The organism is Actinocorallia longicatena (genome assembly GCF_039534125.1).
In the GTDB taxonomy this organism is placed as follows: domain Bacteria; phylum Actinomycetota; class Actinomycetes; order Streptosporangiales; family Streptosporangiaceae; genus Actinocorallia; species Actinocorallia longicatena.
Genome location: NZ_BAAAUV010000019.1, coordinates 40,343 through 59,001 on the forward strand (window position 1 = coordinate 40,343; position 18,659 = coordinate 59,001).

Sequence of the window (18,659 nt, forward strand, 5' to 3'; positions counted from 1 at the left end):
GCCGTAAACACGGCCGCACCGCGCGCCCGATGATACGGCGCGCGGTGCGGAACGTCTGCTGGTTCCCGGCGAAGACTTCGAAGCCTTCTTCAGGGAGCCTTCCTGTGGGTCTGTTCGACAGACCTTAGCCCAGTTCGGGGAAGAAGATCTTGATCTCGCGGGCGGCGGACTCGGGCGAGTCGGAGCCGTGCACGATGTTCTCGCCGATCTCCAGGGCGAAGTCGCCGCGGATGGTGCCCGGGCCGGCCTCGACCGGGTTGGTGGCGCCCGCGAGACCGCGGAAGGCCTTGATGGCGTGCGGGCCCTCGGCGACGAGCGCGACGAGCGGGGCGCTGGTGATGAACTCGACGAGCTCACCGAAGAACGGGCGCGCGCTGTGCTCGGCGTAGTGCTCCTCGGCGACCGCGGTGGTGAGGGTGCGCAGCTCCAGGGCGACCAGCTTCAGGCCCTTGCGCTCGATGCGCGCGACGACTTCGCCGACGACGCCCTTGCGTACGCCGTCGGGCTTGACCAGGATCAGAGTGCGCTCGGACACGGATTAACTCCAGTTTCGTCTAGTGGAATGCGGTGGAAAGACTATCCGGAGTCCGTGTGTCGCGGCGCCTTGCCACGAGGACGATCACCACGGCCAGGACCAGCGCGACGCCCCCCGCCACGACCAGCCACATCCGGAACCCCTCGGCGAGTGCCGCCGAACGGTCTTCGATCCGGGCGACCCTGGAGATCTCCAGGGACCCGCACAGCAGGTGCCCGACCAGCACGGACGGGAAGCAGAGCGTCAGTCCGAACAGGGCCGATCCGAGACGCGCGCCGCGCAGGGAGCAGGCCAGGGCCAGCCCGAGCCCGGCCCCGAGCAGGGCCAGCGGCACGGCCAGCAGCCCCGTCGCGGTGTCGGCGCCGGTGAGCAGCAGCGCGGCCATCGCCGCCAGCGCGCAGAGATGGCCGATCGTGACCGAGCGGGCGGCGGCCCGCTCCCCGAGCCGGACGCTCGCCAGCGCCGCGGCGATCGCGGACGCCCCGCCCGCAGCGAAGACGGCCACGGTCGTGAGGTCGACGCCGCGTTCGGCCATCGACACTCCGGCCAGCGGTCCCGCGACGGGCTGGGCGAGCAGGCCGACCACGACCATGACGAGGGCCGTCCCGAGCGGGCTGCCGGTGGTGGTGTCCCGGCTGCCGACCACGGCCATCCCGGTCAGGGCGACCAGGGCGAGGCCCGCGATGATGATCGTCACTCCGGGCGCCCAGAGGTCGCCTGCGGCGATCATCGACAGGAACGCGAACCCGGCGGCCGGGACGAGCGGGAGCAGGAGCTGGGTGCGTTCGGCGGCCCGCATCGGGGCGGCGGTGACGTCCCTGCCGCGCAGGAAGACCACGACGGCCGCGGCGGCGAGGGCCAGCCCCACCAGCCAGGGGACGGGCGTGAGCGCCGTCCGCCAGGCGATCCCCTCGTCGGGCAGGACGGCCAGCGTGAGGGGCACGCAGACGATCAGCGAGGCGACGAGGATCCCGGCGAAGGCGGCCAGCGACAGGCGGGTCCTGCGCTGCCAGCAGAGGGTCAGGACCGCGGGGAAGAGCAGGCCGGCGCCGAAGCCCTCCAGCGTCCTGGCCGCCCCGAAGACAGGGACGCTCCCGGCGTACTGGGCGGCGAGCTGGCCCGCGAGGAGGAGGAACAGGCCCCCGGCGAGGACGAACGCGGCGGCGTACCGGCGGACCGCCACGGCCCCGAGGGGAACGGCCAGCAGCAGCGCCGGCAGCGCGAGGTTGGCGGCCTGGATGACGCCCATCGCCGCGCCGCCGAGATCGCGTGCGGCGGCGTCGGCGAACAGCGGCATGGGGTTGTTGCCGGCGAGCACGCCCGCGGGAATCGTCACGAGGGCGACGACCACGGGGGCGAACCGCACCAAGGCGGAATTGTTCACGGGATTCTCCTCCGAAAGGCGGCATCCGGCCAATTTCAGAGAAAGAGGAATTGTGCCCGTTTTGTGGGCAATGATCGACTCCCGGATGCCCTCCAGAAGTCCGCCAATTTAGCGCGGCTGCGCGTTCTCCACGTTCTTTCCGAGCCAAAGGGCATAACCCCAGAGCGCCCCGAAGAGGACACCGAGGATGAACATGGTCGGCACGACGAAGCCGGTCAGAAGGATCAGCACCTGGAACGCGGTGGCGGCGTGGAGGCCCCACGGGCGTCCGAGGGTCCCGGCGAGCAGGAGCGAGATCACGGCCAGCGCCCCGCCGACGCCCCCCGCCAGCGCGCCGCCGGTGTGCCCGACGGCGATCGCCACCGGAATCGCCAACGCGATAATGATCGCCTCGCACGTCAGGATCATCGCGCAGAGCCGCCGCATCACAACACCTTCGGTAGTCCACTGGCCGTCGCAGACAACTTACCGCCCGCCCGGGACACGCCCGACCCGCCCCCGGCCCCGCCCCGGAAGATCACGATCATGGCGAACGCCGGACGCCATTCCCGAGCGATGCACGGCAAAAACATACGAACGACCACGAAAGGCCATTCAACGGAGTCCGCGCCCGCACGGATCCGGCCGGGACGGTCCCTATCGGACCTTGAGCAGGACCCTGGCGTCACCCGCGGTGACCACCGAGCCGGTGATCAGCACACCGGACCCGCCGTACTCCCCGCCCTCGTCGGCCAGGCCGACACCGCGGTCGATCGCCTCGTCGAGACGCTCCGCGCGGTGGACGCGCTCGGCACCGAAGATCCCCTCGGCGACCTCGGACAGTTCCTCGACCGGCATGCTGCGCGGGGAGGAGTTGCGGGTGACCACGAGCTCCGCCAGCAGCGGCTCGAGCTCCGCGAGCATCCCCGCGACGTCCTTGTCGGCGGCCACGGCCACGACGCCGACCAGCCGCTCGAAGCCGAACGAGTCGGTGACGGCCTGCGCGGTCGCGGCCATTCCCGCCGGGTTGTGGGCGGCGTCGAGGATCACGGTCGGGCCGGTCCTGACGACCTCGAGGCGTCCCGGGGAGGTGGCCTTCGCGAAACCCTCCCGGACGAGCAGCGGGTCGAGCCTGCCGTCGCCCTCGAACGCCGAGACCGTGACGCCGCGCGTCACCTCGTCGGGGTCGAGCGCCCCGCCGGTGGGGGCCCCGCTGGCGAACGCCTCGACCGCAGCCAGGGCGACCACGGCGTTGGCCGCCTGGTGCTCGCCGAACATCGGCAGGAAGACCTCGTCGTACTCGCCGTGGATCCCGCGCAGGTCGAGGACCTGCCCGCCGAAGGCCAGCTCCCTGCGGACGACGCCGAACTCCAGCCCCTCCCGGACGATCTGCGCGCCGACCTCGGAGGCCTGCCGCAGCAGCACCTCGGCGGCCTCCAGCTGCTGCTGGGCCATGACCACGACGCTCCCGGCCTTGATCACGCCGGCCTTCTCGAGCGCGATGTCCTGGAGGGTGTCGCCGAGGTAGTCGGTGTGGTCGAGGCCGATCGGGGTCACCACCGCCACCACGGGCTCGACGACGTTCGTGGCGTCCCAGGTGCCGCCCATGCCGATCTCGACCACGGCGACGTCGACGGGGGCGTCGGCGAAGGCGCTGTAGGCCATGGCCGTCAGCGTCTCGAAGAACGACAACCGCACCGGATGCTTGGAGTCGATCAGCTCGAGGTAGGGCGCCACGTCGTCGTAGACCTCGGCGAAGCGCTCCTCGCCGAGCGGTTCCCCGTCGATCGAGATGCGCTCCCGCATCTCCGAAAGGTGCGGCGAGGTGAACCGGCCGACCCGCAGGCCCCGCTCGGTCAGCAGAGAGTCGATCATGCGGGTGACCGACGACTTGCCGTTGGTCCCCGCGACGAGGATCACCGGGTAGGCGTTCTGCGGCGACCCGAGCAGATCCAGGAGATCCCTGATCCGCTCCAGCGAGGGATCGAACTGCCACTCGACCCCGCGCGCCATGATCGCGCCCACCACACCCCGGTACTCAGTCACTCCCCCAGGCTATCGGCCCGTTCCGGCCGGACCGTGCGGAAAGGCCCGCGCTCCGCTCCTCAGCCGGGAACGACCGTGGTCGGCTGGTCGTCCTGCTGGGTCTGCCCGTCCTGCGGGGTCTGCCCGTCCTGCCCGCCGTTCTGGCCGGGGACGGTCTGCTGCTGTCCGTTCTGGCCCGGGACGCTCTGCTGCCCCTGGCCCGGCAGGGTCCGCTGGCGCCCGAAGCCGCCACCGCCCCCGCCACCCGGGCCCCCGCCGTTGCCGAAGCCCTGGCCACCGGCGTCGCGGCTGAAGGCCGGGCGCCCGCCGCGGCCGCCGTCATGGTCGAAGAGGGCCACCACGCCGCCGCCGACGAGACCGCCGATCAGTCCCGCCCCGGCCAGATGGACGGCCGAGCTGCGGATCAGCCGGCCGAACCGGACCTTGGACCCGCCGGACTGCGGGGGAAGCTGATATCCGTAGCCGGGAGCCGGGGGAACCGGCGCGGCAGCCGGCTGCTGCGCGGTCGGTTCCCCGGCGCCCTGCTCGGCACGGGCTTCCTCCGGGCTGCCTTCGGTGACGTTCCGGTTTTCACTCATGCCGTCTCTCCCTGTCTCACCACGGCCCGAGGCCGCGTTTCCCCTGTGACTCCAAGGTGCCGGGCCGCCCTGAACCGCGGCTGAGCGGTGCCTGAGAGGCCGGTGAGAGTGGAAATGAAAGGATTCGCGGCTTCGGTGGAGTACCGGTCGAGAGCCGTCGACGAAAGGTGCCAGGATGCCCGCCCCTCCCGACGTGCGGACGGAGGACGCCGACGTCGTCCGCAGATCGTTGAGCGAGCCCGAGGCGTTCACCGAGATCTACCACCGCCACTTCGAGGCGATCCACGGCTACCTCGCGGGCCGGCTCGGCCCGCAGCATGCCGACGACCTCGCCGCCGAGGCGTTCCTCGCCGCGTTCCGCAGAAGGACCACGTTCGATCCCGCCAGGGGATCGCGGTGGTCGGGCACGGCGCGGCCGCTCCCCCCGTGCCCGAGCGGAGGCTCGGCTCCACCGACGTCCTGCTGGTGGCCGCCGAACGCCTCGAGGCCCGCCCGCTCGGCGCGTACTGGCGCACCGACCAGCTCCAGACCCAGTCCTACGTGGTGAAGGTCCCGACCGGCAGCGACGCGATCAGCGGCGCGACGACCGAGACGTTCCGGTGGACGGCCGTCAGGAAGGGCGGCGGCGACCTGTTCTCCCTGCGCGACCTGCCCGCGGGCCCGCTGACGGCCGCCGACAAGGCCGCCTGGCGCAGGGCGGGCGCCCCCGCGAGCTTCCGGGTCTGGTCCAACGACCACTACGCCGCCTACCGGACCGGCCGGCCGGGCCCCTGGACGGCCGACGGACCTCAGGCCGGAGCGGGCGGACGCTGGCCGTTCACCGGTTTCGAGAAGAACGGGAAGATGGTCAGGACGCCGTGCCCGGGGAGTTCCGGCGGCACCGGCTGCGAGAAGCCCGTCGGATACGGCGCGACGCTCGAGGACCTTCAGGCCGTCGACACCCGTCCCGAAGCCCTGCTGAAGCGCTACACCGACGCCACCCCGTTCCCGGTGACCGACGCCCAGCGGCTGCTGCGCGTCTCCGGTGACCTGGCCGACGCGCCGATCCCGCCGCGGCTCCAGGCGGCCATCCTGCGGATGATCCCCTCGCTGCCCGGCGTCACCCGCATCGAGGGCGTCACCGATCCCCTCGGCCGCACGGGCTTCGCGCTCGCCGCGGAGCGCGGCGGCGAGGGCGAGGCGCGTCAGCCCTACGGCAGCAGGACCGAGCTGATGTTCGCCCTGGACGGCACCTACCTGGGCGACCGCGACGTCCTGACCAGGCCCGCCGGGATCTACAGGTCCCAGCAGCCCGGTTTCGTGATCCGCACCTGGATCGTCAGGTCGGCCGGCTGGTCCGACACCGAGCCCGCCCCGCCCGCCGCGACCGCTTACTGAAAACGCGAGGGGCCCCGGCGATCACCGGGGCCCCTCGTCCGTGCTCTACGCGGCGGGCAGCGCCGCGAGCTGCGACTCCAGCCGGGAGATGTCGGCTTCGGCCGCCGCCTGGCGGGCCTTGTTCTTGTTGATGACCGCCTCGGGCGCCTTGGCCACGAAGTCGGCGTTGCCGAGCTTGCCGGAGGTCTGCGCCAGGTCCTTACGGGCCGCGGCCAGGTCCTTCTCCAGCCGGGCGCGCTCGGCCTTGACGTCGATGGCGCCCGAGGTGTCGAGCTCCACCGTGACGCCCTCCGCCGGGAACGTCGCCGTGGCCGCGAACGAGGCGTCGGGGGCGGTCAGCCGCAGGATCGACCGGATCGCCTCCTCGTGGTCGCGCAGCGGCGAGTCGCCGAACTCCAGCCTCGCCGCGACCCGCTGGCCCGGCTTGAGGCCCTGGTCGGACCGGAACCGGCGGACCTCGGTGACCAGGCCCTGGAGCGAGGCGATGACGGCCTCGGCGTCCGGGGCGGCGTAGGCCTGCTCGGCGACCGGCCACGCCGTGCCTCGGACCAGGGTCTCCCTGCCGGTCAGGGCGATCCACAGCTCCTCGGTGACGAACGGGATCATCGGGTGGAGCAGCCGGAGCAGCTTGTCGAGCACCTCGCCCAGGACGCGCCGGGTGGCCTCGGCCTCGTCTCCGCCGTTCATCAGCGGGACCTTGGCGAGCTCGAGGTACCAGTCGCAGACCTCGTCCCACGCGAAGTGGTAGAGGGTCTCGGCCGCCTTGGCGAAGTCGAACGCCTCGATGTGCCGGTCGACGTCGCCGATGACGGTCTGGAGCCGCGACAGGATCCAGCCGTCGACCGTCGAGTAGGCCGTGGGCAGGTCGCCGTTGACGTGCGCGCCGTTCATCAGCGCGAAGCGGGTGGCGTTCCACAGCTTGTTGCAGAAGTTGCGCGAGCCCTGCGCCCACTCCTCGGCGACCGGGACGTCGCCGCCGGGGTTCGCGCCGCGCAGCAGCGTGAAGCGGGTGGCGTCGGCGCCGTAGGTGTTGATCCAGTCGAGCGGGTCGACGACGTTGCCGAACGACTTCGACATCTTCTTGCCGAACTGGTCGCGGACCATGCCGTGCAGGTAGATGGTCTTGAACGGGGCGACGCCGTCCATCGCGTAGAGCCCGAACATCATCATCCGGGCGACCCAGAAGAACAGGATGTCGTAGCCGGTGACCAGCACGGACGTCGGGTAGAAGCGCTGGAGGTCGGGTGTTTCGTCGGGCCAGCCGAGCGTCGAGAACGGCCACAGGGCGCTGGAGAACCACGTGTCGAGGACGTCGCCGTCCTGGGTCCAGCCCTCGGGGATCTCCTCGTCGGGGCCGAAGCACGCCTGCTCGCCGTCCGGGCCGTACCAGACCGGGATGCGGTGACCCCACCACAGCTGGCGGGAGATGCACCAGTCGTGCATGTTGTCGACCCACGCGAAGTAGCGCGGCGACAGCTCGGCCGGCTCGATGCCGACGCGGCCGTCACGGACGGCGTCGCCGGCGGCCTGAGCCAGCGGCGCGACCTTGACGAACCACTGGAGCGACACCCGCGGCTCGACCACGGTCTGGCAGCGCGAGCAGTGCCCGACCGAGTGGGTGTAGGGGCGGACCTCCTTGACGATCCTCCCCTCCCCGCGCAGGGCCTCGACCACGGCGGCGCGCGCCTCGTAGCGCTCCATGCCCTTGAAGGGACCCTCGGCGGTGACGCGCGCGTGCTCGTCCAGGACGACCAGCGACGGCAGGTCGTGGCGGCGCCCGATCTCGAAGTCGTTCGGGTCGTGGGCCGGGGTGACCTTGACGGCGCCGGTGCCGAACGCGGGGTCGACGTGCTCGTCGGCGACGACCGGGATCCGGCGGCCGGTCAGCGGCAGCTCGATCTCGGTGCCGATGAGGTGGGCGTACCGCTCGTCGGACGGGTGGACGGCCACGGCCGTGTCACCGAGCATCGTCTCGGCGCGGGTGGTGGCCACCGTGATGTCGTCGGAGTACCTGATCGAGACGAGCTCGCCCTCGCGGTCGGAGTGCTCGACCTCGATGTCGGACAGGGCGGTCAGGCAGCGCGGGCACCAGTTGATGATCCGCTCGGCCCGGTAGATGAGGTCGTCGTCGTAGAGGCGCTTGAAGATCGTCAGCACGGCGCGGGACAGGCCCTCGTCCATGGTGAAGCGTTCGCGGGTCCAGTCGACGGAGTCGCCCAGGCGCCGCATCTGCCCGAGGATCGATCCGCCGGACTCGGCCTTCCAGTTCCAGACCGCTTCCTGGAACTTCTCCCGGCCCAGGTCGTGACGGGTCTTGCCCTCGGCGCGCAGCCGCTTCTCCACCACGTTCTGGGTGGCGATGCCCGCGTGGTCCATGCCCGGAAGCCACAGCGCCTCGTATCCCTGCATCCGCCGCCGCCGTACCAGGGTGTCCTGGATCGAGTGGTCCAGGGCGTGTCCCATGTGCAGCGAACCCGTGACGTTCGGCGGCGGGATCACGATGGTGTAAGCGGGCGCTTCGGGGCTGCGGCTCGGGTCGGCGGTGAACAGACCGGCCGAGGTCCAACGCTCGTAGAGGTCTCCCTCGACGTCGGCGGGCGCATATTGGGTGGGCAACGAGGACTCGGTCACGAAACCCGATTCTAGGCCCGCCGCCGCGGTCGCACGCTGGCCTCACCGGACCCCGCCCGGCCGACGGCCCCCGACCTCGGCGCAATGTGATCTAAGTCACACTCTGCTCGCTACCGGAATGGCTCCACCCGCCATTCACCGGCCTCTCTCCCGGACGCCCGGAATGATCCGGCGCAATGGACGAGAACGAACGGACGGCACGGCCGGAGAACGCGCCGCGCGGACGGCCCGGCCCCGGTTCCACGGCTCCGGAGAACGGCCGGACCCTCCGCGAGGCGGCCGAATCGGGCCCGCCCACCGGCCGCGCCTCCGCAGGCGAGCCCGGGGAGCGGCGGCGCGGACGCCCCTGCCGACGGGGGCGCGGCGGCCGCCGCGGACGCGCGCCACCCCGGCGCGGAGCCACGATCTCCGGGTACGGGACCGGCCCGGAACAATTGCGATGATTCCCGCCATCGCGATCCGCTTCCAGCCTCTCCCTCTTCGCTTTTTCGCCATTCATCCGGCGCCCGGATCATCTCGCGGGTGATAAGTGACACATAAACCGGCGGGACCGATCAGGGCGGGGCACGCCCGGGGATGCCCGGCGGGGTGCCGCGAACCTGGCGGCAAGGATCGACGTCTGATAGGGCGACAGGGATCGCCTGGTAGGACAGGATGAATCCGAGACAGAGCGAGCATCACCCCCGGAGAACATCATGAGCGGTTGGACCCCTCCGCCCCAGCAACCCGGCTACGGCGGCGGTCAGCAACCGCCGCAGCAGCCCCCCTACGGCGGGCAGCCTCAGCAGCCCTACGGGCAGCCGCAGCAGCCCCAGCAGCCTTACGGGCAGCCCCAGCAGCAGCCCTACGGGCAGCCCACGCCTCCCCCGTTCGGCCAGCCGACCCCGCCGCCGTTCGGGCAGCCCTACGGCGCCCAGACGCCGCCTCCGTTCATCCCGGCCCAGCGCCGCCGCTCCAACGGCGGTCCGCTGCTGCTGATCCTCGGTGGCGCCGTCGTACTGATCATCGTCGCGGTCATCGCGGTCGTCGCCCTCAGCGGCGGCTCGACCAGCGGCTCCAAGTACACGATCTCCGCTCCGACGAGCGCGGGCGGCTACCCGCAGTCCAACGACTCGACCAGCACCGCGATCGTCAACGGCTTCAAGCAGCAGGTCGGCAGCAGCATCCCCGGCAAGGTCGTGACGAACACCTACGACGCGGGCGGCAACAAGGTCACGTTCATCGGCGTGACCGCCACCTCCAAGATCAATGATGCGGGCAGCTTCGAGAAGGGCCTGCAGAGCGGTGCCGCCGGCACCACGGTCACCTTCCACGAGACCACCTCGGGCGGGGCCGGCACGGCCAAGTGCGCGGAGATCACCGCGGCCACCGTGACCATCCCCCTCTGCTACTGGAAGACCGACTACACGCTCGGCATGCTCATGGGCCTGCCGAACGTCGCCGCCGGTTCGACCGAGGCGATCGGCTGGTCCCAGCTGTCGGACATCATGCGGCAGATCCGGCCGGACGTGGAGAAGAAGGCCTGACCCGGTCGGGACACCCGTCCCTACCGGGGACGGGACCCGTACGGCATCGTGGTCGGCATGACCATCGGGCTCGTCGCTTTCCTCGCGGGGCTCGTCGTGGGCGTCCTGGTGACGCGGCGGCGGGCCCCGCATGCTGAGGTGCGCGCGAGCGAGCTCCAGAGATCACGGGAACGGATCGTGGCCGCGGCCGAGGAGGAACGCCGCCGGCTCCGCCACGACCTCCATGACGGGCTGGGCTCCACCCTCGCCAGCCTCGCCATGGCCCTCGACACCGCCAGGCTGACCCTCGGTACCGCACCGGAGCGGATCGGGCCGCTGCTCATCGACCTGCGTGAGCGGCTGGCGGCGGCCATCGGCGACATCAGGGAGCTCGTGGCCGATCTCCGGCCCCCCGCCCTCGACGACCTGGGCCTGGCCGCGGCCGTCCAGGGCCTGGCCGAGGGCGTCGATGGCATGAAGATCGAAGTGAAGTTCGGCGGGCAGCTCGACGAGCTGCCCGCCGCCGTCGAGGTGGCGGCCTACCGGATCGTCCAGGAGGCCCTCACCAACGTCAGCAGGCACTCCCTCGCTCCCTGGGCGCTGGTCCGTCTCAGCCGCGGAACCGACGCCCTCCATCTCGTCGTCGCCGACCCGGGACGGGGCCTGCGCCCCGAATGCCCCGACGGCGCCGGCCTGGCCGCCATGCGTGAACGCGCCGCCGAGGTCGGCGGCGTGTGCACCGTAGGACCGCGACCCGGCGGGGGCACCGCCGTGATCGCCAGACTCCCCCTGCTCCCCTCCCGCCAGAAGGAATAGAAGTGTCCGACACGGACGAGATCCGCGTGATCATCGCTGATGACCATCCGATGTTCCGGCAGGGGCTGCGCGCCCTGCTCGAGGCCCTGGAGATCCAGGTCGTCGGCGAGGCGGAGAACGGGCCCGCCGCCGTCGCCCTGGCCCACGAGCTCCAGCCCGACGTGGTCGTGATGGATCTGCACATGCCCGGCGGCAACGGCATCGAGGCCACCCGGACCATCACCCGCACCAGCCCCCACCTCGGCGTCCTGGTCCTGACCATGTTCCGCGACGACGACTCGGTGTTCGCCGCCATGCGCGCCGGCGCCCGCGGCTACCTGCTCAAGGAGTCGGGAGCCGAGGAGATCGCCAGGGCCGTCAAGGCCGTCGCCGCCGGCGAGGCCATCTACGGCCCCGAGATCGCCCGGCGCGTCCTCACCTACTTCCTCGACATGCCCGACCCCAAGCAGGCGGCCTTCCCCGAGCTCACCGAGCGCGAGCGCGAGGTCCTCGAGCTGATCGCGCAGGGCCGCAACAACGGGGAGATCGCGGCGACCCTGTTCCTGTCGCCGAAGACCATCCGCAACCACGTCTCCAACATCTTCATGAAGCTGCACGTGGCCGACCGCGCCCAGGCGATCGTCCTCGCTCGTGAAGCGGGCCTCGGTCTCTGATGAGACGGCTGCTGTGGCTCGGCGCGGTCGCCGGGCCGGTCGCCGTCGTGGCCGCCTTCTGGTTCCGCTACGACCTGCCGCCCCAGTACCGCACCCAGCAGGTCTTCCGGCCCGAGTGCGTCATCGGCGTCACCTATCCGACGGTCGGGGCCTTTCTGCTGAGCCGCAGGCCCGGGCTGGTCGTCGGCCGCCTGGTGTGGACGATCGGCCTGTTCGCCGCCGGGTACTGGCTGTCCATCCCGGTGTCGCGCTGGGCCGTCGTCCATGAACTCCCCGGGGCCGTGCTGCTGCGCTGGGCCGCCAAGTGGGCCTACATCCCCGAGTTCCTGCCCCTGATCATGCTCGTGCCGCTGCTGTTCCCCGACGGGCGGGTGCCGTCGCGGCGGTGGCGGCCGGTGCTCGTGCTCGCGGTCCTGCTGGTCGTCGTGAACACGGTGTTCCTCATGCTCCTGCCCGGCGAGTTCGGGTTCGGCCCCTACCGGCACTCCAACCCCTTCGGGGTGGACGCCGTCGCCGGGTTCGACGGCTTCTACGGACGGGTCATCGAGCCGCTGACCGTGGGCACGACGTTCCTGGCCATCTCCTCACTGGCCGTGCGGTTCAAGGCCGGCGACGAGATCGCCAGAAGGCAGATCGCCTGGATCGCCTACCCGCTGCTGGGGACCGCGGTCGTCGGCTACTCCGACCTGCTCTGGCCGGACATCCCGTTCTGGGCGTTCACCACCCTCACCTGCACGGCCGTGGGAACGGTCCCGGTGGCGCTGGCCGTGGCGGTGCTGCGCGACCGGCTCTACGGCATCGACGTCATCGTCAACCGCACCCTGGTCTACGCGACGCTGACCGTCATCCTCGGGCTCGTCTACTTCGGGCTCATCGCGGCCGTCCAGCACTTCGTCATGAGCCCGGCGGCGGGCTTCGCCGGCGCGCTGGCGGTCGGCGCCCTGTTCCAGCCCGTGCGCAAGCGCGTCCAGCGGTCGGTCGACTCCCTGCTCGGCCTCGAACGCGATCCCTACCGGCTCGCCGACCGGCTCAGCCGGACCGTCCAGCGCACCGAGAGCCCCACCGAGGCGCTGCGGCTCGGCGTCAAGACCGCCCGCCGGGCCCTCGCGCTGACGGGCGCCGCCGTCGAGATCGACGGCCGGATCCTGCACTCCGACGGCGTCCTCGGCGACAATCCCCGCGCCATCCCCCTGGTCTGGCACGGAGAGCCCATCGGACGGCTGCTCATCGAGGCGCGGGGCCGCAGCGACCACCGGCTGCTCGGCGTCCTCACCCGGCATGTCGCCGATCTCGCGCACACCGTCCGGCTGCTGCGGGTCTCCCAGGAGAACCTCATCAGCACCCGCGAGGAGGAACGCCGCAGGCTCGGCCGCGACCTGCACGACGGCCTCGGCCCCACCCTGGCCAGCCTGGCCCTGACGGTCGACGCGGCCCGCATCCGCCTGCGGTCGGATCCGACGAGCGTCGAACCGTCCCTGGTCGCCCTCCGCGAGCGCATGACGTCGGCGATGGCCGAGATCCGCGACCTCGTGCACGGCCTGCGCCCGCCGGCCCTCGACGCCCAGGGCCTCACCGGGGCGGTCCAGACCCTGGCCGCCGACCTCCCCCGGCCCCATGTGACGGTCGAAGCCGACCCGATCGACCTCCCCTCCCCCATCGAGGTCGCCGCCTACCGGATCGTCCAGGAGGCACTGACCAACATCACCCGCCACGCCCAGGCGACCTCGGCGGCGATACGTATGACCCTCACCGACACCCATCTCGAACTGGTCGTCAGCGACGACGGCCGCGGCCTGCCCAAGGCCCCGTCCTCGGGCCTCGGCCTCATCTCGATGCGGGAGAGGACCTCCGAGCTCGGTGGCACGTTCACCCTCGCCTCCCGGCCCGGCCACGGCACCGTCCTCACCGCCCGTCTCCCGATCGGGTGAGCCCCGTTCAGGTGGTGGGCGGGTCGGGCGGCACCTCGACCCTGAGGACCAGATCGGGCGCGCTCAGCGACGAGCCCTCCCGGACGGTCAGCGGGTAGCGCCGCTCGAAGGGGGTCAGCCAGCGCGAGTGCGGCGGCAGGGCCCAGGCGCGGCGCTGCCCCGGTTCCAGGGTGATCCCCTCCCACGCGGACCGGGGCAGGTCGGACCGGGGCCAGCAGTCGCCCAGCACGCCCACGCACAGCTCGACCCGCGCGGTCCCGGCGTTGACGAACGTCATGGCGGCCCTCGTCCTGACGCAGCCGGGGGCCTCGAAGCCGCGATCGCCGATCCGCGCCTCGGCCCGTCGCGTCCCGCCGTCGCAGGAGACCGCGGTGAAGCGGCCGTCGGACCGGAAGTGGCCCAGGGTGAGCGCCAGGAACCCGAGCGCGGGAGCGGCGGAGGCCACGACCACCGCGAGCGCGGTGAGCGCCCGGTGGAGCCGCCGCGAGGTGCCCAGCTCCCAGACGTACGCGCCGAGGGCGATGCCCACGACGGCGAGGACGACGACCGCGATGTTCATCACGACGGTTCGACGCCCGAGACCGTCGGGCCGTTTCCCCGGGAACGAGAAAGACCCCGGCGCGGGCGGGCCGGGGTCCTTCTTTCAGCTTCGGTGAATCAGGCGCTCTTCTCGCGGGGCTCGCGCTTCTGGGTGCGTTCGCGCGGGACGAGCGTCGGGTTGACGTGCTCGAGGACGGCCTCGCGGGTGATGACGACCTGGGCGACGTCGGCGCGGGAGGGGACCTCGTACATCACCGAGAGGAGGACCTCTTCGAGGATGGCGCGCAGTCCACGGGCGCCGGTGCCGCGCAGGATCGCCTGGTCCGCGACGGCCTCGAGGGCGTCGTCGGTGAACTCGAGCTCGACGCCGTCGAGCTCGAACAGCCGGCGGTACTGCTTGACCAGCGCGTTCTTCGGCTCCGTGAGGATGTTGATCAGAGCCTCGCGGTCCAGGTTGTGCACCGAGGTGACCACCGGGAGCCGGCCGACGAACTCGGGGATCATGCCGAACTTCAGCAGGTCCTCGGGCATGACGTCGCCGAAGATGTCGCTGTTCTTGGCGAAGTCGACCTTCGAGCGGATGACCGCTCCGAAGCCCATGCCCTGCCGGCCGACCCTGGACTCGATGATCTTCTCGAGGCCGGAGAAGGCTCCGCCGCAGATGAACAGCACGTTGGTCGTGTCGATCTGGATGAACTCCTGGTGCGGGTGCTTGCGGCCGCCCTGCGGCGGAACCGAGGCGGTCGTCCCTTCCAGGATCTTCAGCAGGGCCTGCTGAACGCCTTCACCCGAGACGTCGCGCGTGATCGACGGGTTCTCGCTCTTGCGAGCGATCTTGTCGACCTCGTCGATGTAGATGATGCCGGTCTCGGCCTTCTTGACGTCGTAGTCGGCCGCCTGAATGAGCTTCAGGAGGATGTTCTCGACGTCTTCGCCGACGTAACCGGCTTCGGTCAGGGCCGTGGCGTCCGCGATCGCGAACGGCACGTTGAGCAGCTTGGCGAGTGTCTGAGCGAGGAGTGTCTTGCCCGAACCCGTGGGGCCCAGCAGGAGGATGTTGGACTTGGCCAGTTCGATGGCGTCGTCGCGGGAGTCTCCGGACTGGATCCGCTTGTAGTGGTTGTACACCGCTACCGACAGTGCCTTCTTGGCCTGCTCCTGCCCGATGACGTAGCCGTCGAGGAAGTCGAAGATCTCACGCGGCTTGGGCAGGGAGTCCCATTTGAGGTCGGAGCTCTCGGAGAGCTCCTCCTCGATGATCTCGTTGCAGAGATCGATGCACTCGTCGCAGATGTACACACCCGGGCCCGCGATGAGCTTCTTGACCTGTTTCTGGCTCTTCCCGCAGAACGAGCACTTCAGCAGGTCACCACCGTCGCCGATGCGTGCCACCCGGTTGTCTCCTTTTCGTGGGGCCGCCTCTTGGCCGGCGGTGCGCTGCCGGGCCGGCAGGCCCTTTCGCACACCGCCGCAACAGGCTGCTTCGACGGTACCGTCTCCGGGGCGCCGGGTCACACCCCGCTGGGGGAATGTGGCCTCGAAGCCGGGGGGTACCCCGGCAATCCCCGCCACAGGGCGGAGATTGTGCGCCGTCTTACGAAGACACTACCTCGACCCGGCGCTTCTTGCTGACGAAGACGTCGTCGACCAGTCCGTAGACCTTGGCCTCATCGGCCGTGAGGATCTTGTCGCGCTCGATGTCCTTGCGGACCTCCTCGGGCGTCTTGCCCGAGTGGCGCGCGAGGATGGTCTCGAGCTGCTCGCGGATCCGCATGATCTCGCGTGCCTGGATCTCGATGTCCGAGCCCTGACCGTAGGTTCCCTCGGTCGCGGGCTGGTGGATCAGGATCCGGGAGTGCGGGAGCGCGGCCCGCTTGCCGGGGGTGCCCGCCGCGAGCAGGACGGCCGCGGCGGAGGCCGCCTGGCCGATGCACACGGTCTGGATGTCCGGCTTGACGAACTGCATCGTGTCGTAGATGGCCGTCATCGACGTGAAGGAGCCACCGGGCGAGTTGATGTAGATGCTGATGTCGCGGTCCGGGTCGATGGACTCCAGCGTCAGCAGCTGGGCCATGACGTCGTTGGCGGACGCGTCGTCGATCTGCACGCCGAGGAAGATGATGCGCTCCTCGAACAGCTTGTTGTACGGGTTCATCTCCTTGACGCCGTACGCGGTGCGCTCGACGAACGAGGGGATGATGTAACGGCTGTCGACCGGCTGGAGGCCGCCGCCCGCACTGATGTTCATGAACTTCTCCATCAGGAAACCGGCCCTTCCGACGGGACCTCGTTGGCGCTGGTGATGACGTGGTCCACCAGACCGTACGCCTGGGCCTCGGCCGCGGTGAACCAGCGGTCGCGGTCGGAGTCGGCGTGGATCTGCTCGGTCGTCTGGCCGGTGTGGAAGGCGATCCGCTCGGCGAGGGTCTTCTTCACGTAGAGCATCTGCTCGGCCTGGATCTTGATGTCCGAGGCCGTACCGCCGATGCCGCCCGACGGCTGGTGCATCATGATGCGGGCGTGCGGCAGGGCGTAACGCTTGCCCGCGGTGCCGGCGCAGAGCAGGAACTGCCCCATCGACGCCGCCAGGCCCATGCCCACGGTCACAATGTCGTTGGGCACGTACTCCATGATGTCGTAGATCGCCATACCGGCGGTCACGGATCCACCCGGAGAGTTGATGTAAAAGGTAATGTCGCGCTTTCCGTCCTCGGCCGAGAGCAGCAGCAGCTCGGCGCACAGACGGTTCGCGATGTCGTCGTCGACCTGCTGGCCGAGCACGACGATCCGCTTGCGCAGAAGCTGCTGGTGCAGCGCTTCCTGCGCCAGGAGAGCGCCCGCGGCGCCACCCTCACGCATGACGATCGGCTCGTGGAAGGTCGGAGGCATGCTCACCCTGATTCCTCCGTAGTTTGTCTTCGACTGATGTCATGGACACTAACGCGCCCCACCGCGGGTTCATGCCATGGGGACGTTCTTTTCGCTCGGGGCGTACCCGCCGCGCCTTTCAGCGCTTTTGGGTTTAGCCGGTCGCGAACACCTCTTGAAGACAAACGCCCCGCACGCCGAATAGGCATGCGGGGCGAATGGGACGTTCTGCCTAATATCAGGCTTCGGTCTTCTCGTCGGAGGTCGCGGTCTCCTCCGTCGAGGCGGCGGCCTCTTCGGTGATCTCCTCGGCCTGCTCGACGGTCTCGGCCTCGAGGTCGACGCTCTCGCCGTTGATCTCCTTGCGGAGGGCGTCGAGGTCGAGCTCGTTGCCGGACTCGTCCGAGATCTTGACGTGCTCGACGATGAGGTTCAGCGCCTTGCTGCGCAGGACCTCGGCGACGAGGGCCGGGATCTGGTTGTTCTCGGTGAGGTACTGCGCGAGCTGCTGCGGCGGCAGGCCCATCTGCATGGCCTGGGTCACGACGTACTCGCTGAGCTCCTCGTTCTCGACGCCCAGCTCCTCCTGGAGGGCCAGCTGGTCGAGGATGAAGCCGCCCTTGACGGCCTTGCGGGCGGCGTCGTCGATCTCGGCCTCGAACTCCTCGGCCGTCTTCTCCTCCTCGGTGAGGTAGTCCTCACGGGAGAGACCGGCGTAGGAGAGCTGCTGCTCGAGCTGCTCGTTGCGGCGGGCGATCTCGTTGGCCACGACGGAGTCGGGCAGCGGGATCTCGACCTTCTCGAGCAGGGCCTCGAGGGCCTTGTCGCGGGCCTGGCCGACCTGGTTCATGCTCTTCTGGCGGGCGAGGCGCTTGCGCACGTCGTCCTTGAGCTCGTCGATGGTGTCGAACTCGGAGGCCAGCTGGGCGAACTCGTCGTCCGCCTCGGGCAGCTCCTTGTTCTGGACCTTGGAGACGGTGACGGTGACGTCGGCCGCCTCGCCCTTGCGGGAGCCCGCCACCAGGGTGGAGGAGAAGGTCTTGGACTCGCCGGCCGCCAGGCCGACGATGGCCTCGTTCAGGCCCTCGATCGCGCCTTCGGCGCCGACCTCGTAGGAGTAGCCCTTGGTGGCGGCGTCCTCGACCTCTTCGCCGTCGATCGCGGCGGACAGGTCGATGGTGACGTTGTCCTTCTCGGCCGCGGGACGCTCGGCCGGGGTCAGGGTCGCGAAGCGGTCGCGGAGGTTGCCGAGGGTCTCCTCGACCTCCTCCTCGGTGACCGTGGCGTCGTCGACGGTGACCGGCAGGCCCTCGTACTCCGGCACCTCGAAGGAGGGGCGGACGTCGACCTCGGCGGTGAACTCGAACTCCTTGCCGTCGTCGAGCTTGGTGACCTCGACGTCGGGCTGGCCGAGAACGAACAGCTCCTTCTCCTCGACGGCCTTGCCGTAGAGGCCGGGAAGCGCGTCGTTGACGGCCTCCTGGAGGACCGCGCCGCGACCCACGTACTGGTCGATCAGCGCGGCGGGGGCCTTGCCCGGACGGAAGCCCTTCAGCCGCACCTGCTTGGCGAGCTCCTTGTAAGCCTTGTCCAGGCTCGGCTTGAGCTCTTCGAACGGCACTTCGATGGTGAGCTTCACCCGGGTCGGGGTCAGCTCCTCGACGGCGGTCTTCACTGGGGCAGGTCTCCTTGATCCGGCGGTTGACACGGCTCTACGCGCTCGAGCCTGGGAGCAGGCGAGCCTCGGCGGCTAGCAGGACTTCCAGGCAAGCACCTAGCAGGCCGCCGGTCTGACTGAGTCGTTTTCGGGCGGCAACAC

The 18,659-nt window shown here is 70.5% G+C and carries 16 protein-coding genes; 5 read left to right on the top strand and 11 right to left on the bottom strand.

What is annotated here, in order from left to right; translation table 11 throughout:
- Positions 1 to 124: 124 nt before the first annotated feature.
- The 5 genes from ndk to ABD785_RS29355 form a co-directional block, all read right to left on the bottom strand.
- Positions 125 to 535, bottom strand: coding sequence for a nucleoside-diphosphate kinase (ndk, locus tag ABD785_RS29335; RefSeq protein ID WP_344834775.1), 411 nt, complete (start codon positions 533 to 535; stop codon positions 125 to 127).
- A gap of 19 nt (positions 536 to 554) precedes the next feature.
- Positions 555 to 1,919 (bottom strand): hypothetical protein, encoded by a 1,365-nt coding sequence (locus ABD785_RS29340; RefSeq protein WP_344834777.1) that lies wholly within the window; start codon positions 1,917 to 1,919, stop codon positions 555 to 557.
- Positions 1,920 to 2,027: 108 nt separating this feature from the next.
- Complete coding sequence (locus ABD785_RS29345) at positions 2,028 to 2,345, bottom strand: DUF4233 domain-containing protein (protein ID WP_344834780.1); 318 nt, start codon at positions 2,343 to 2,345, stop codon at positions 2,028 to 2,030.
- Between the two features lie 210 nt (positions 2,346 to 2,555).
- A complete protein-coding gene (locus tag ABD785_RS29350; RefSeq protein WP_344835070.1) occupies positions 2,556 to 3,911 on the bottom strand; it encodes a bifunctional folylpolyglutamate synthase/dihydrofolate synthase in 1,356 nt (451 codons plus the stop codon).
- Positions 3,912 to 4,003: 92 nt separating this feature from the next.
- A complete protein-coding gene (locus ABD785_RS29355) occupies positions 4,004 to 4,522 on the bottom strand; it encodes a hypothetical protein (protein ID WP_344834783.1) in 519 nt (172 codons plus the stop codon).
- Between the two features lie 175 nt (positions 4,523 to 4,697).
- Here ABD785_RS29355 and ABD785_RS29360 point away from each other — a divergent pair, with 175 nt between their 5' ends.
- On the top strand, positions 4,698 to 5,069 hold the full coding sequence (locus tag ABD785_RS29360; RefSeq protein WP_344834786.1) for a sigma factor: 372 nt from the start codon (positions 4,698 to 4,700) through the stop codon (positions 5,067 to 5,069).
- Positions 5,070 to 5,944: 875 nt separating this feature from the next.
- Here ABD785_RS29360 and ABD785_RS29365 read toward each other — a convergent pair.
- Positions 5,945 to 8,530 (bottom strand): valine--tRNA ligase, encoded by a 2,586-nt coding sequence (locus ABD785_RS29365; RefSeq protein ID WP_344834788.1) that lies wholly within the window; start codon positions 8,528 to 8,530, stop codon positions 5,945 to 5,947.
- 695 nt (positions 8,531 to 9,225) lie between these two features.
- Here ABD785_RS29365 and ABD785_RS29370 point away from each other — a divergent pair.
- From ABD785_RS29370 to ABD785_RS29385, 4 genes are read left to right on the top strand one after another with little or no spacing between them, the layout of a single operon-like run.
- Positions 9,226 to 10,056, top strand: a complete 831-nt coding sequence (locus ABD785_RS29370; RefSeq protein WP_344834790.1) for a hypothetical protein — start codon at positions 9,226 to 9,228, stop codon at positions 10,054 to 10,056.
- Positions 10,057 to 10,113: 57 nt separating this feature from the next.
- Positions 10,114 to 10,851 carry a sensor histidine kinase gene (locus ABD785_RS29375; protein ID WP_344834792.1) on the top strand — a complete coding sequence of 246 codons (738 nt, stop codon included), beginning with the start codon at positions 10,114 to 10,116 and terminating at the stop codon, positions 10,849 to 10,851.
- Positions 10,852 to 10,853: 2 nt separating this feature from the next.
- Positions 10,854 to 11,504 carry a response regulator transcription factor gene (locus tag ABD785_RS29380; RefSeq protein ID WP_344834795.1) on the top strand — a complete coding sequence of 217 codons (651 nt, stop codon included), beginning with the start codon at positions 10,854 to 10,856 and terminating at the stop codon, positions 11,502 to 11,504.
- Positions 11,504 to 13,432, top strand: coding sequence for a sensor histidine kinase (locus ABD785_RS29385; RefSeq protein ID WP_344834798.1), 1,929 nt, complete (start codon positions 11,504 to 11,506; stop codon positions 13,430 to 13,432). The genes ABD785_RS29380 and ABD785_RS29385 overlap by 1 nt, the downstream gene beginning before the upstream one ends.
- 7 nt (positions 13,433 to 13,439) lie before the next feature.
- On the opposite strand, the gene ABD785_RS29390 is transcribed toward ABD785_RS29385, so the two are convergent.
- The 5 genes from ABD785_RS29390 to tig all read right to left on the bottom strand — a co-directional run bounded on the left by ABD785_RS29390 (position 13,440) and on the right by tig (position 18,515).
- Complete coding sequence (locus ABD785_RS29390; protein ID WP_344834801.1) at positions 13,440 to 13,991, bottom strand: hypothetical protein; 552 nt, start codon at positions 13,989 to 13,991, stop codon at positions 13,440 to 13,442.
- Positions 13,992 to 14,089: 98 nt separating this feature from the next.
- Entirely contained in the window at positions 14,090 to 15,364 is a 1,275-nt protein-coding gene (clpX, locus tag ABD785_RS29395; RefSeq protein ID WP_344834804.1) for an ATP-dependent Clp protease ATP-binding subunit ClpX, read from the bottom strand.
- Between the two features lie 202 nt (positions 15,365 to 15,566).
- The gene (locus tag ABD785_RS29400; protein ID WP_425547833.1) at positions 15,567 to 16,220 is read right to left on the bottom strand and encodes an ATP-dependent Clp protease proteolytic subunit; all 654 of its coding nucleotides are present in this window, start codon (positions 16,218 to 16,220) and stop codon (positions 15,567 to 15,569) included.
- Between the two features lie 11 nt (positions 16,221 to 16,231).
- On the bottom strand, positions 16,232 to 16,861 hold the full coding sequence (locus ABD785_RS29405) for an ATP-dependent Clp protease proteolytic subunit (protein ID WP_425547835.1): 630 nt from the start codon (positions 16,859 to 16,861) through the stop codon (positions 16,232 to 16,234).
- 217 nt (positions 16,862 to 17,078) lie between these two features.
- Positions 17,079 to 18,515, bottom strand: coding sequence for a trigger factor (gene tig, locus ABD785_RS29410; protein WP_344834810.1), 1,437 nt, complete (start codon positions 18,513 to 18,515; stop codon positions 17,079 to 17,081).
- Positions 18,516 to 18,659: the final 144 nt, after the last annotated feature.